The 13589-nt window shown below is 72.1% G+C and carries 8 protein-coding genes and 1 pseudogene; 8 read left to right on the top strand and 1 reads right to left on the bottom strand.

All coding sequences use genetic code 11. The features are described 5' to 3' along the window. The first annotated feature begins 60 nt into the window (after positions 1 to 60). From ACF061_RS26410 to ACF061_RS26385, 6 genes are all read left to right on the top strand, one after another. Positions 61 to 1620, top strand: a complete 1560-nt coding sequence (locus tag ACF061_RS26410) for a DUF4192 domain-containing protein (protein ID WP_392269454.1) — start codon at positions 61 to 63, stop codon at positions 1618 to 1620. Between the two features lie 456 nt (positions 1621 to 2076). Beyond that, a complete protein-coding gene (locus ACF061_RS26405; RefSeq protein ID WP_392269453.1) occupies positions 2077 to 2835 on the top strand; it encodes an NUDIX domain-containing protein in 759 nt (252 codons plus the stop codon). A 139-nt stretch (positions 2836 to 2974) separates the two neighbouring features. Then, complete coding sequence (locus tag ACF061_RS26400; protein WP_392269452.1) at positions 2975 to 5647, top strand: ATP-binding cassette domain-containing protein; 2673 nt, start codon at positions 2975 to 2977, stop codon at positions 5645 to 5647. Positions 5648 to 5809: 162 nt separating this feature from the next. Next, positions 5810 to 6697 carry a FadR/GntR family transcriptional regulator gene (locus tag ACF061_RS26395; RefSeq protein ID WP_392269451.1) on the top strand — a complete coding sequence of 296 codons (888 nt, stop codon included), beginning with the start codon at positions 5810 to 5812 and terminating at the stop codon, positions 6695 to 6697. 441 nt (positions 6698 to 7138) lie between these two features. Beyond that, positions 7139 to 8677 (top strand): RNA polymerase sigma factor, encoded by a 1539-nt coding sequence (locus ACF061_RS26390; protein ID WP_392269450.1) that lies wholly within the window; start codon positions 7139 to 7141, stop codon positions 8675 to 8677. A 121-nt stretch (positions 8678 to 8798) separates the two neighbouring features. After that, complete coding sequence (locus ACF061_RS26385) at positions 8799 to 9659, top strand: serine protease (RefSeq protein WP_392269449.1); 861 nt, start codon at positions 8799 to 8801, stop codon at positions 9657 to 9659. Positions 9660 to 9755: 96 nt separating this feature from the next. Here ACF061_RS26385 and ACF061_RS26380 read toward each other — a convergent pair whose 3' ends face one another. After that, positions 9756 to 9986 (bottom strand): hypothetical protein, encoded by a 231-nt coding sequence (locus ACF061_RS26380; RefSeq protein WP_030171920.1) that lies wholly within the window; start codon positions 9984 to 9986, stop codon positions 9756 to 9758. 438 nt (positions 9987 to 10424) lie between these two features. On the opposite strand from ACF061_RS26380, the gene ACF061_RS26375 reads away from it, so the two are divergent. Both ACF061_RS26375 and ACF061_RS26370 read left to right on the top strand, forming a co-directional pair. Next, complete coding sequence (locus ACF061_RS26375) at positions 10425 to 12548, top strand: type IIA DNA topoisomerase subunit B (protein WP_392269448.1); 2124 nt, start codon at positions 10425 to 10427, stop codon at positions 12546 to 12548. 678 nt (positions 12549 to 13226) lie between these two features. Continuing rightward, positions 13227 to 13565: pseudogene (locus ACF061_RS26370) on the top strand (response regulator transcription factor); the annotation flags it as partial. Positions 13566 to 13589 lie beyond the last annotated feature (24 nt).

Genomic DNA, 13589 nt, shown 5'->3' with positions numbered 1-13589 from the left:
CCTTACCAGAGTTTTCCACAAGCCCAAGCGAGATTCTCTGTTCCGCGAGATCGTCGGCGCATGACGAATCACAGCGAAACGGCCGGACCCTCCGGAAACGGGGACATCACCTACGACGGTCTCGGCCCGGAACACCAGGTCACCCTGCGTACTCCCGCCGAGCTCGCCGACGCCCTGCCCTACCTCCTCGGCTACCCGCCCGAGGACAGCATCGTCCTCGCCGCCCTGCACGACCGGGGCGGACGCGGCAGGTTCGGCGGCCGGGCCCGGCTCGGGATTCCGCCGAACGAGGGCGACTGGCAGTCCGCCGCCCGCCAGCTGGCACAGGGTCTGGTCACGGGCAGTGAGCGCAGGGGCGCCAAGCCGGAACAGATGGTCGCCTTCATCTGCCAGGAGCCGCCGCCGGGCGAGTCGGGGCGGGACGTCATGCGCAGGCTGCGTCCGCTGGCCCAGAAACTGCGCACGGAATGCGGCCGCCTCGACGTTCCGGTGATCGAGGCACTCTGCATCTCCGCCGGTCGATTCTGGTCCTACTGCTGTCCGGACGACGGGTGCTGCCCCGACGAAGGACGGCCCATGGGGCTGCCCGGTACGTCCGTGCTGGCGGCCGCGGCGACCTACGCCGGCATCCAGGTGCGGGGCAGCCTGCGGGAGCTGCGCGCCAGGCTGCTTCCCCGGGAGACCTCCGAGGTCCGTGCCCAGGAGACCGCACTGGACGCCGCGGGCATGGCCCTGGTGCCCAGGATCCTCGACGAGACCGGCCGCGCGGCGGTGGCCGAGGAGACCCTGGGCCTCGCCGAACGGGTCATGCGGCGGTTCGCCCAGGCGCCCCTCGTCGCCGGCGCCGCCCCGTCCGACCTGCGCGACGACCGGCTGCTCGGCGACGAGGAGGCCGCGTCGCTGATCCTCGGCCTGCAGGACCGCACGACCCGCGACCGGGCGGCCGGGTGGATGGAAGGGGACGAGGCCGGCCCGGCGCTCCGGCTGTGGCGGGCCCTGGCCCGCCGCTGCGTCGGCCCGTACGGCGAACACGCGGCCGCGCCGCTGACCCTCGCGGGCTGGGTCGCATGGTCGGCCGGCGACGACGTGGAGGCCCGGGAAGCCCTGGCCATGGCGCTGGGCGCAGACCCCGACTATCTCTTCGCCCGGCTTCTGCACCAGGCCTGCAACGAAGGACTGGACCCCGAATCGGTGCGGCGCTGCCTGCGTAGGGAACGCCAGGGGTCTGCCGGGCCGGCCGTCGAGGAAATCGGGGACCGGGGTGCGGGGGGCCAGGTTGCCGGGTCGGGTGGCGCAGGCGCGGAGGACGGTGGCCGGGAGGAGCGCCCGTCCGCCGCGGCCGGCCCGGGCCCCACGGCGCGGAACCCGGTGGCCGGTGGAGACGCCGGTTCCCCCGGTGCGCGGCCCGAGACGACGCGCCGGCGCCGGCGCCGGCCGCGGGCGGACGGCTGCGGTCCGGCTCCGGTGGGATCGGACCGCGCGCGCCCGGCCGCCTCCCGAACGGACAGCGCCCGTCCCGGCTCGTCCCCGGCACCGGACCGTACGCGCATCAACTCCAAGGAGGCCGTTCGCCGTCGCGGCGCGTGCCCGCCGGTCACGGATCCGCGGAGCGGCGCGTGAGTTCCGCGGGGTCCGCCCGGATGGCGGAACGACCGGCCGGGGACGCTTCGTGGCACCGCGCCGAAGCTCCGACGGCAGGTGCCCCCGCACGGCCGCCCCGCGGGCACCATGGCGGCCGCCGGCACGTCGCTCACCGCGTGGCGGGCGGCTCGGCGAGTCGCCCCTGGACTGTGCCGGGCCCGCGTCATCCTCCGCCCGGGTTGTTCGGGCACGTCTGAGGGGCCGGCCTCCCGGGCTGTGGGCACGGGGGGGCCCTCGGAGCGGGCGGGCCGGCTCGGCCCGGTCCGGCCGAAGGGGCGGCCGAGCAGAGCCGGAGGGGAGTCCGAACTCGTACGGTGCGATGCCGGGCGATCGCGGGACGCGGCGGCGGGACCTGCGGCGGACCGAGCTGGACCGGCCGTCGATACGACCGGCGGAGGGAGTGTTTATCGTCAGGAAGACGACTATGATCGCCGCATGTCCTACGACCCGTCAGCCTTCCCGCCCTTCGCCGTCACCGTTGACCTGGTCGTGCTGACCGTGCGCCGACATGCGCTGTGCGCGCTGGCGGTGCGCAGGGCGGAGCCGCCCTTCCAGGGGCGCTGGGCGCTCCCCGGCGGCTTCGTGCGGGCCGACGAGGACCTTGCGCAGGCGGCGGCGCGGGAGCTGGCCGAGGAAGCCGGTCTGCGCGCCCACGACTCGTCCGCGCCGGTCCAGGACGACGGCGCTCACCTGGAGCAGCTCGCGACCTACGGCGACCCCGAGCGTGATCCCCGTATGCGGGTCGTCAGTGTCGCCCACCTGGCCCTCGCGCCGGACCTGCCAGCGCCCAGGGCGGGCGGCGACGCCGGCGACGCCCGCTGGGCGCCCGTGGCGGAGTTGCTGCAGCGGGGCGGCTACGGCCGCGACGGCGAGCCGGTGGCTCCGCTCGCCTTCGACCACGCGCAGATCCTCGCCGACGGGGTGGAACGCGCCCGCTCCAAGATCGAGTACTCGTCGCTGGCGACGGCGTTCTGCCCGCCGGAATTCACCGTCGGGGAACTCCGCCGTGTCTACGAGGCGGTGTGGGGCGTGGCGCTCGACCCGCGCAACTTCCACCGCAAGGTGACGGGTACTCCGGGCTTCCTCGTGCCGACCGGGGGCACGACCACCCGCCAGGGCGGGCGGCCGGCCCAGCTCTTCAGGGCCGGGGGCGCCACCCTGCTCAATCCGCCCATGCTCCGTCCCGAGGTCTGACGCCGACGGAGTCGGGGGCCGTGCTGCCGGTCGGCCTTTTCCACGAATGGCGAACACAGGGTCGAGCGACGGCGTCACGGACGCCGTTACGCGCGTCGCGATCACCAAAAAAGGTACATAACGCGCTATCTTGCTGCGGGTGATCCAGGCCTTCGGACTGACCAGCGACTCCCGTAAGGACCTTCCCTCCGCCGTCGACGACGTCTCCTTCGAAGCGCACGCGGGGCGTGTCACCGCGCTCCTGGGGGCGGCGGGCGCGGGCAAGACGACGACGCTCAGACTTCTGCTCGGACTTCAACAGGGCCGTGGCATCGCCTACTTCAGGGGCCGGCCGCTGCACCGCATCCCCCGCCCGGCGCGTGAAGTCGGTGTTCTCCTGGGCGACGTCCCCGGCCACCCGTCGCGCACGGTACGCGGTCACCTGCGCATGCTGTGCGCGGCGGCGGGCCTCCCGGCCCGGCGCGCCGACGAAGTCCTCGAGGCCGTCGGGCTCGTCAGTTTCCGCGAGGAACGCCTGGGCACGCTCTCCCGCGGACTGGACCGGCGTCTGGGCCTGGCCTGCGTCCTGTTGCCCGAGCCGCACACGCTGGTGCTGGACAACCCGGCCGAGGGGGTCTCGGCACGGGAGGGCCGTTGGCTGCACGGCATGCTGCGGGCCCATGCGGCCCAGGGCGGGACCGTCCTGTTCTCCACGGCCGACGCCAAGGAGGCTGCCCGCACGGCCGACCGCGTCCTCACTCTGGAGCGCGGCGCTCTCGTCGCCGACCAGGAGGCCGCGGACTTCGCCCGCAACCGACTGCGCCCCCGTGTCGTCGTCCGCAGCCCGCACGCCGCACGCCTCGCGGCCCTCCTGGCCAAGGAGGCTCGAACGGCCCACCGCTCCGTCGAGGTCGTGCGCGAGGACGGCAACCGCCTGTCCGTCTACGGCAGTACCTGCGCGGATGTCGGCGAGGCGGCGTTCCGCCACGGCATTCTGGTCCACCAACTAGCCGATGAGGTGGGCGACATGGGGCCTGGTGCGGGCGCCACGCCACCGGCCTCCGCTCACCCCGCGGGACAGGCCCGTGCCACGGCCGGCACGGTGGTCCCGGAGGCTGCAGGGACGTCGGAGAGACCGGCCGACGCGCCGCACGCCGGGCACCGTGCGGCCGTGGGCGTCCGGCGGCTCGCCGACATCCACGCGCCCGACTCCGACAGTGCGTCGCACCACGGCCGAGCACTGACCGATCCGGTGTCGGCCGCCTCCGGTGCCGGGCTTCCCGAGCCGACGGCGCCCCCCGCGTCCGCTCCCGCGGCCCGTGCCACGGACACGAAGCAGGGAGCGCCGGCCGAGGGGGCTCTGATCGCGGCAGGCGCCGACGAGGCGTCGGGACCGCCGGCCCTGGACGGCGGCAGCGCCTTCGGCGGACGCTTCCAGGGAGCGTCCGTCCCCGGGCTGGCCAGGGGCGGAAACGTCTCCGCCCGGTTCGAGGACGCGGCCGCCGCCGAGCAGAGCGAAAGGGCGTCCGTCACCGCCGGGACGATCTCCCTGGCGCCGCGCCCCGGTGATTCCTCCGGCACGGCTCCCGCCGACGGCGGACCCCCACCGTCGGACGCGGACGGCGGGTCCGGCGCGGACCGTACCGAGGGCCGGGTCCGTCCCGTCGATCGCGCGAACCCGGACCGGTCGGCCGGCGCCCGTCCCGCCCCGCCCTCCATTGCCACGCGCCCGGACGGCCCGCCCGCCACCACGCGCCCGGGCGACGGGTCCGCCGCCGGCCGCCGGGACGCCGAGTGCGCGCCGGCCGGCCGCGCGGACGGGCCGGCCGGCGCGGCCCCGGACGGCCACCGCCCGGGCACCGAGCCGTCCTCCTCCCGACAGCGCTCCACCTCCCGCCCCGGTGGCTCACGGACCGGGCCGGCCGTCGCCCCGCACGCCGCGAAGGCGCGGCCGGGGACCTGGCGGCCCGCGAGTGTCCACCCCTCCATCCCCACTCCACGCCCGGCCGAGGCCGTCGCGCTCGACGCCTCGTCCCCTCTCCCGCCTCCCATCTCCGTCCGCCTGGGCCCCGGTCCGCTGCGACCGCTCCGTTACGAACTGCGCCGCGCCTCCGGCATCGGAACGGGTTTCGCCGTCGGCGCGGCCGTCCTCGTGGTCTCCGCCCTCGGAGCTCTGGTCATGGGGCGTCTCGGTCACAGCCCGCAGCCGCGGCTGCTGGCCGCATGGCCCCGGCAACTTCCCCTGCCGCCCGCGGCGCTCGGCGCCGGACTGCTCGGTGCGCTCGCCTTCGGCGACGAGTTCCGCCACCCCGCGCTGGCGGCGGACCGGGGCACCGTGCCGCGCCGCCTCGGGCTGCTGACCGCGAAGCTCGTCGTCGCCGCCGTCACCGGGCTGATGCTGGCCTTCCTCACGGTCGGCTGCGACGCCGAGGTGCTCTACGTCGTCTACGGACGGGAGCTCACGCGGATCCCCGGCGACTGGCTCACGCTGGGGGCGGGTTGGTTCGGGCTCGTGGTCGGGTGTGCCTGGGCCGGCGTGCTGGCCGCCGGACTGTTCCGTTCCACCACGGCCGGGCTCGCCGCGGTGGTCGCCGTACCGGTCGTCGTCGCACCGCTCGTGCAGAGCGGCATGGGGGGAGCGTCCTGGAGCGCGGACGGGGTCCCCGCCCGGCTGCGCCGGACGTTCCTGTTGCAGTGGCCCTTCGGGGGCGACGGCTACCTGGCCGCCGCGATCGATGTGATCGCCCAACCCATGGGCGCGGCACTGGCGTTGTCGCTGGCCGCGTTGGTGTGCGGGTACCTGCTGACGGCTCTGCGGAGCAGGGGTCGATGACATCCGTGCACCCGCTTTCGGTCGCTCCTCGAATTCAATTGGCTACAGAAAGTGCATTTCCTTTCAAGAAGGCGTCAATTACGACAGAGTGAGCGATCACCCTTTCGTGTGCTTTTCACCAAAGACCTCAAGGGAGTTGGAAACGACGCCGACAAAGGATGCGTGAGTACCCTTGCGCACACCATGATGACCGCCGCCCGCCCCACAGACTCCGGTCTCGCCGGCCCGGGCGGACTCGACCGCTACCCGTACGCCGAGGCGGCCGCTCCCGACCGTGTCTCGAGCCCCGCCTGGGAAGGCGCGGAGCCGGAGCTGGGCCGCGTCGGCCGTCGCGCCGCGGGCAGCCGAGGCCGCGGACTGCACGGCCAACTCGTCCAGCAGCTGGGTCAGATGATCGTCTCCGGGGACCTCGGGGCCGACCGCCCGCTGGTGCCCGAGGAGATCGGCCAGCGCTTCGAGGTCTCCCGCACCGTCGTACGTGAGTCGCTCCGCGTCCTGGAGGCCAAGGGCCTGGTCAGCGCCCGGCCGAACGTCGGCACGCGGGTGCGGCCGGTCAGCGACTGGAATCTCCTCGACCCGGACATCATCGAATGGCGGGCCTTCGGGCCGCAGCGCGACGACCAGCGCCGCGAGCTGAGCGAGCTGCGCTGGACGATCGAGCCGCTCGCCGCACGGCTCGCCGCCGGACACGGGCGCGAGGACGTCCAGCAGCGCCTCGCCGACATGGTCGAGATCATGGGGCACGCACTCGGGCAGGGCGACGCGCTCACCTTCTCCCGAGCGGACAGCGAGTTCCACTCGCTGCTCATCCAGGTCGCGGGCAACCGGATGCTGGAGCACCTGTCCGGGATCGTCTCGGCCGCCCTCCAGGTGTCCGGCGGCCCCGTCACGGGCTGCGACCGGCCCAACGAGAACTCCGTGGCCCAGCACGCCCGGATCGCCGACGCCCTCGCCGCAGGTGACGGCGCGGCCGCTGAGTCGGCCATGCGGCAGCTCCTCACCGTGCATCCGGAGATCGAGCGGGTCGTCCCCGCGCCGCGCGAGCACTGAGCCGTCCGCGCTGCTGCTCCGAGCCCGGGCGGCACGGCCGTGCCCTGCCGTCCTCCGGCGGCCCCGCCCGGCCGGTGAGCGGCCTCCCGCAGGACCCCGCCGGATCCTCCGCGTACTCGGCGGGGTCCGCGCGCGTGCCGGTCGGGCGGGGCTCGACGGGTCCTGGCGACAACCGCGAGTGACCCCGTTTGCTCTTATTTGCCCATATTTGTCCGCTTACGGGGTGTGACTCGGGCCACGCGGATTGGGCGTAACGCTCGTGGAAACAGCGCGATGACCTAAGAGGTGACAGCCGAGGAGGGAATACGGACGCCGTTCACGGCGCTGTGCATCTTCCCGGCACCCGCCCGCGCCGTCGGCCCAATCCCCAGGCCGGTGGTCGGTTCCTGTCCCCCGTGGACGGGGCCGGAAGCCGTTTTCCAACGTTCCGAGAGGTTGTTCGTGTCGGCCAGCACATCCCGTACGCTCCCGCCGGAGATCGCCGAGTCCGTCTCTGTCATGGCGCTCATTGAGCGGGGAAAGGCTGAGGGGCAGATCGCCGGCGACGATGTGCGTCGGGCCTTCGAAGCTGACCAGATTCCGGCCACTCAGTGGAAGAACGTACTGCGCAGCCTCAATCAGATCCTCGAGGAAGAGGGTGTGACGCTGATGGTCAGTGCCGCGGAGCCCAACAAGCGCACCCGGAAGAGCGTCGCAGCGAAGAGCCCGGCCAAGCGCACCGCCACCAAGACGGTCGCGGCGAAGACGGTGACCACCCGGAAGGCCACCGCCACGGCCACGCCGGCGGCACCCGTCGTCGACGCGTCCGCCGACGACGACGCCCCCGCGAAGAGGGCGGCTGCCAAGAAGGCGGCCCCCGCCAAGAAGACGGTGGCGAAGAAGACGACGGCCGCCAAGAAGACGGCGGCGAAGAAGACGACCGGCAAGAAGGACGACGTCGAGCTCCTCGAGGACGAGGTGCTCGAGGACCCCAAGGGCGCGGAAGAGCCGGAGGGCACCGAGAGCGCCGGTTTCGTCCTCTCCGACGAGGACGAGGACGACGCCCCCGCCCAGCAGGTCGCCGCCGCCGGCGCCACCGCGGACCCGGTCAAGGACTACCTCAAGCAGATCGGCAAGGTTCCCCTGCTCAACGCCGAGCAGGAGGTCGAGCTGGCCAAGCGTATCGAGGCCGGTCTCTTCGCCGAGGACAAGCTGGCGAACTCCGACAAGCTCGCTCCCAAGCTCAAGCGCGAGCTGGAGATCATCGCCGAGGACGGCCGCCGCGCCAAGAACCACCTGCTGGAGGCCAACCTCCGTCTGGTGGTCTCCCTGGCCAAGCGCTACACCGGCCGCGGCATGCTCTTCCTGGACCTCATCCAGGAGGGCAACCTCGGTCTGATCCGCGCGGTCGAGAAGTTCGACTACACCAAGGGCTACAAGTTCTCCACGTACGCCACCTGGTGGATCCGGCAGGCGATCACCCGTGCGATGGCCGACCAGGCCCGTACCATCCGCATCCCGGTGCACATGGTCGAGGTCATCAACAAGCTCGCGCGTGTGCAGCGCCAGATGCTCCAGGACCTCGGGCGCGAGCCCACCCCGGAGGAGCTGGCCAAGGAACTCGACATGACCCCGGAGAAGGTCATCGAGGTCCAGAAGTACGGCCGCGAGCCCATCTCGCTGCACACCCCCCTGGGCGAGGACGGCGACAGCGAGTTCGGTGACCTCATCGAGGACTCCGAGGCGGTCGTTCCGGCCGACGCGGTCAGCTTCACGCTGCTGCAGGAGCAGCTGCACTCGGTCCTCGACACCCTGTCCGAGCGCGAGGCGGGCGTCGTTTCCATGCGCTTCGGTCTCACCGACGGCCAGCCGAAGACCCTCGACGAGATCGGCAAGGTGTACGGCGTCACGCGCGAGCGGATCCGTCAGATCGAGTCCAAGACCATGTCGAAGCTGCGTCACCCGTCGCGTTCGCAGGTGCTGCGCGACTACCTCGACTAGGTCGGGTTCACAGCACGCCAAGGGCCCGGTTCCCCGCGGGGAGCCGGGCCCTCGTGCTGCGACCGGCGCCGCTCTGCCCGACCCTGGGTGTCCGATGATCAACCCAGAGTGAGGAGCGCGCATGCGAGGCCGTATTGTCCGGGCGCTGGCCCGGCCGCTGGTCATGGCGGCCGCAGGGGCCGCCATACCGCTGATGAACGCTGCGCCGGCGACCGCCGACGGTGTCGTCGTCGGCGGCTTCCCCGTCGACGTGTCACAGAGTCCCTGGACCGTGGCGCTCGCCAGCCGTGACCTGTTCGGGGGCAATCGCGCGGGGCAGTTCTGCGGGGGTGTGGCCATCGCCCCGGCCGCCGTGCTCACCGCGGCCCACTGCCTGGCCGGAGACCTGGTCGGAGCGCCGCCGGCACGGGACCTCAAGGTCATCACCGGGCGAACGGATCTGCTCTCCAGCCAGGGCAAGGAGATCCCCGTACGCGCCGTCTGGGTCAACCCGCACTACGACACCGTCACGAACAGCGGTGATTTCGCCGTCCTGACCCTGGCCGAGTCGCTCCCCCGGAACGCGGTCATCCCGATGGCGGGCGCCGGTGACCCGGCCTACACGCCCGGCACGAGCGCCACGGTGTACGGCTGGGGGGACGTCGACGGCACAGCCGCCTACTCCCGTAGCCTGCGCGCCGCACGGGTTCACGTGCTGCCCGACGCCCAGTGCGAGCGGGCCTATCCGGGGAGCGACGACGGCACGTACGCGGCCGGGACGATGCTGTGCGCGGGCGAGACCCTGGGGGGCAAGGACGCGTGCCAGGGGGACAGCGGCGGGCCGCTGGTCGCCCAGGGGCGGCTGATCGGCCTGGTGTCGTGGGGGAGTGGCTGCGGGCGTCCGGGCAGCCCTGGCGTGTACACACGTGTGTCCGACGTCGTGCGGGCCCTCAAGGGGGCCGCCGACGCCAAGGTGCTGCCACAGGGTGCCGACGGAGCCTGACCGGGTCGGTGGGCGACAACGGGCGGCCGCTCCCGTGTGTCAGGAGCGGCCGCCCGTTCGCCGGCCTGTGCCGGTGCTGGCTCGTCGTGCGAGGTGTCAGCGTTCGTCTTCGGACGCGCTTGCCGGAACGGACGTCAGGCGCTCCGTCTCGTCCTGTATCTCAGCGGCGATCTTCTTGAGTTCCGGCTCGAACTTGCGACCGTGGTGGGCGCAGAAGAGCAGTTCTCCGCCGCTCAGCAGGACGACGCGCAGATATGCCTGGGCGCCGCAGCGGTCGCAGCGATCAGCGGCCGTCAGCGGGCTCGCGGGGGTCAGAACAGTAGTCACGTCGCCTCTTCTCTAGCTCGACGAGCTGTCGTACCAGGGTCAACATCCAACCAGCCCCAAACGTTCCCGCTCGCGGCTTTTCCTCGAAAGAATCTTTCGGGGCGGCTGTCCGTTGCCGGTTTGGCGGCGAATGTGCCGTATTACGTCTGTGTGTCTTACGGGTTCGCGCTGTCGGTCATGGTCGGTCCCCCCGGCCGGGTTGCCGGTTGTTCATGAGGACGTGCCCGGAGCCTAAATGGTTCATGCCCCAAAGGGAACGTGATATGTGCTTCACTCCATCGAGGGATCGAACGTACATGCGACTCTGGACTAGTCTGGGTCGCTGCCGAGGGTTGCGTTACAAGGGCTCTACCAGGCCTCGGTACCCTCTGAGCGGCAACCGAAGCCACGCCCTTACCCATCAGGGCCTCATCTGAAATTCAGCGAGGAGCGAACCGCGTGACCGCCGATACGTCCGTGCCGTCCACAGCGCTGCTGGCAGGAGCAGACCGGGACGGTTCCAACTACACCGCGCGGCACCTGCTCGTCCTCGAGGGCCTCGAAGCCGTGCGCAAGCGCCCGGGCATGTACATCGGGTCGACCGACAGCCGCGGCCTGATGCACTGCCTGTGGGAGATCATCGACAACTCCGTGGACGAGGCCCTCGGCGGCTACTGCGACCACATCGAGGTCATCCTGCACGACGACGGCTCCGTGGAGGTGCAGGACAACGGCCGTGGCATCCCGGTCGACGTCGAGCCCAAGACAGGTCTGTCCGGCGTCGAGGTCGTCATGACCAAGCTGCACGCCGGCGGCAAGTTCGGCGGCGGCTCGTACGCCGCCTCCGGCGGTCTGCACGGCGTGGGCGCCTCCGTGGTCAACGCCCTGTCCGCCCGGCTTGACGTGGAGGTCGACCGAGTCGGCCACACCCACGCCGTCAGCTTCCGGCGCGGGGTGCCCGGAGCGTTCACGGGGGACGGGCCGGAGGCCAAGTTCGAGGCCAAGAGCGGTCTGCGCAAGGCGAGGAAGATCCCCAAGACGCGCAGCGGCACCCGCGTGCGCTACTGGGCGGACCGCCAGATCTTCCTCAAGGACGCCAAGCTCTCCCTGGAGACGCTGCACCAGCGCGCCCGCCAGACGGCGTTCCTGGTGCCCGGCCTGACCATCCTCGTCCGCGACGAGTACGGTCTCGGCGAGGGCGGCAGCAAGGGGGAGGAATCCTTCCGCTTCGACGGCGGCATCAGCGAGTTCTGCGAGTACCTGGCGACCGACAGGCCGGTCTGCGACGTCCTCCGCTTCAACGGGCAGGGCTCCTTCAAGGAGACCGTTCCGGTCCTCGACGAGCACGGCCAGATGACGCCCACGGAGGTCACCCGGGAGCTCGGCGTGGACGTCGCGCTGCGCTGGGGAACGGGCTACGACACCACGCTCCGGTCCTTCGTCAACATCATCGCCACCCCCAAGGGCGGCACCCACGTCGCCGGTTTCGAGCAGGCGGTCACCCAGACGCTGAACGAGGTGCTGCGCGCCAAGAAGCTGCTGCGCGTCGCCGAGGACAACATCGTCAAGGACGACGCCCTGGAGGGCCTCACCGCGGTCGTCACGGTCCGCCTCGCGGAACCGCAGTTCGAGGGCCAGACCAAGGAGGTGCTCGGCACCTCGGCGGCCCGCCGGATCGTCAACAACGTGGTCACCAAGGAGCTCAAGGCGTTCCTGACCTCCACCAAGCGGGACGCCGCCCAGCAGGCCCGCGTCATCATGGAGAAGGCGGTCGCCGCGGCCCGTACGCGGATCGCCGCCCGCCAGCACAAGGACGCGCAGCGCCGCAAGACGGCCCTGGAGTCCTCCTCGCTGCCCGCCAAGCTCGCCGACTGTCGCAGCGACGACGTCGACCGCAGCGAACTGTTCATCGTCGAGGGCGACTCGGCGCTCGGTACGGCGAAGCTCGCCCGGAACTCCGAGTTCCAGGCACTGCTGCCGATCCGCGGCAAGATCCTCAACGTCCAGAAGTCGTCCGTCACCGACATGCTGAAGAACGCCGAGTGCGGGGCGATCATCCAGGTCATAGGAGCCGGGTCGGGCCGGACCTTCGATCTGGACGCGGCGCGCTACGGCAAGATCATCATGATGACCGACGCCGACGTGGACGGCTCCCACATCCGGACCCTGCTCCTGACCCTGTTCCACCGCTACATGCGGCCCATGGTCGAGGCCGGCCGGGTGTTCGCCGCGGTCCCGCCGCTGCACCGCGTCGAGTTGATCCAGCCGAAGAAGGGCCAGGACAAGTACGTCTACACGTACTCGGACCGTGAACTGCGCGACAGGCTGCTGGAGTTCCAGACCAAGAACATCCGGTACAAGGACTCGATCCAGCGGTACAAGGGCCTCGGTGAGATGGACGCCGACCAGCTGGCCGAGACCACCATGGACCCGCGGCACCGCACCCTGCGCCGGATCAACCTCTCGGACCTGGAGGCCGCGGAAGGCGTCTTCGACCTGCTGATGGGCAACGACGTGGCGCCCCGCAAGGAGTTCATCGCCAGCTCGGCGGCCACCCTGGACCGCTCCCGCATCGACGCGTAGCCGCACCCGGACCGGCCCCGGGGGCCGGTCCGGTGACGGACGGCGGGGCGCGCCGGGATCGTCACGGCAGCGCGGCCGGGAAGGAGCCGAGGGGGAGCCGGGGCAGGATCTCCACCCCCGGGTGGAGTTCAGCGGCACCGCAGGATCCACCCGTGATCCACCTCCGCTCCGATCAGTCGGCTCGCGATCTTCCGTAGTGTCGAAGGCGTCGGCGGCAACCTGCCGCCGGTCTCCCCTTCCCGCTCACGGAGGCTCAGATGCCCCGGCTCGTCGACGCGCCGGCGATCACCGCCGCCGCCCTCGTGACCCCGCGGCAGTTTCGCGCACACCGGCCCGACGCGGACGGCTGTCGACGGCTCCTGCCGGCGATCCTGACGATCGTCGCGCTCCGCGGGTCCGGAATACTCGACGCCCGCCAACGTGCCGGGGCCGAGGCACTGCTCGCCGCCGGACCGGCCCTCGGTCCGGGCGCCGGGTCCGGCCGGGCCTGGACCACCCGCATGCGGGAGAAGCCGGACGGCGCCGTGCGGACCAGAAGCACGACGGCCGGCGTGGCCGCCCGGCTCGGGGGCATCGTCCTGTGTGTCGGCCTCTTCGCTATCGGTGCGTTGCTCGGCATGCACCGGAACGGCTCCGCTCTCCGGCCGGCCCTCGCCGCCGCGCTCCCCGTCCGCTCCGGAGATCGTCCGGGCCGTGGAGAGCGTGCTGTCCGGCGAAGCGGGGCTGTCGCCCAGCATTCAGCGGCGGCTGCTGGAGCGGCTGTCCGAGGTTGGCCTCGAGCCCCGGCACGCTCCCGCCGCCGAGGCACCGGACGGTCTCACCGCGCGGGAGTGCGAGGTGCTGGTCCTGATCGCCGAGGGTCTGTCCAACCAGGAGATCGCCCGTCGGCTGCACGTGTCCACCGCGACAGTGAAGACCCACATCAACAACCTCTTCGCCAAGGCCGGGCTCAAGGACCGTACCCAGGCGGTGCGCTATGCCTACGCGCACGGGCTGGCGAGGCCACCGGCGAGGTGAATCACCTGATGGGGTGAAGAGCGG

The organism is Streptomyces sp. NPDC015220, from assembly GCF_043079345.1.
Lineage (GTDB): Bacteria > Actinomycetota > Actinomycetes > Streptomycetales > Streptomycetaceae > Streptomyces.
Note: the sequence above shows the minus strand (reverse complement) of the source record. Positions and strands in the feature narration are given on the sequence as shown.

What these genes read in the sequence shown, in the direction of transcription:
- ACF061_RS26410 (WP_392269454.1), top strand. Translation starts at nt 61, where the DNA reads ATGACGAATCACAGCGAAACGGCCGGACCCTCCGGAAACGGGGACATC.
- ACF061_RS26405 (WP_392269453.1), top strand. Translation starts at nt 2,077, where the DNA reads ATGTCCTACGACCCGTCAGCCTTCCCGCCCTTCGCCGTCACCGTTGAC.
- ACF061_RS26385 (WP_392269449.1), top strand. Translation starts at nt 8,799, where the DNA reads ATGCGAGGCCGTATTGTCCGGGCGCTGGCCCGGCCGCTGGTCATGGCG.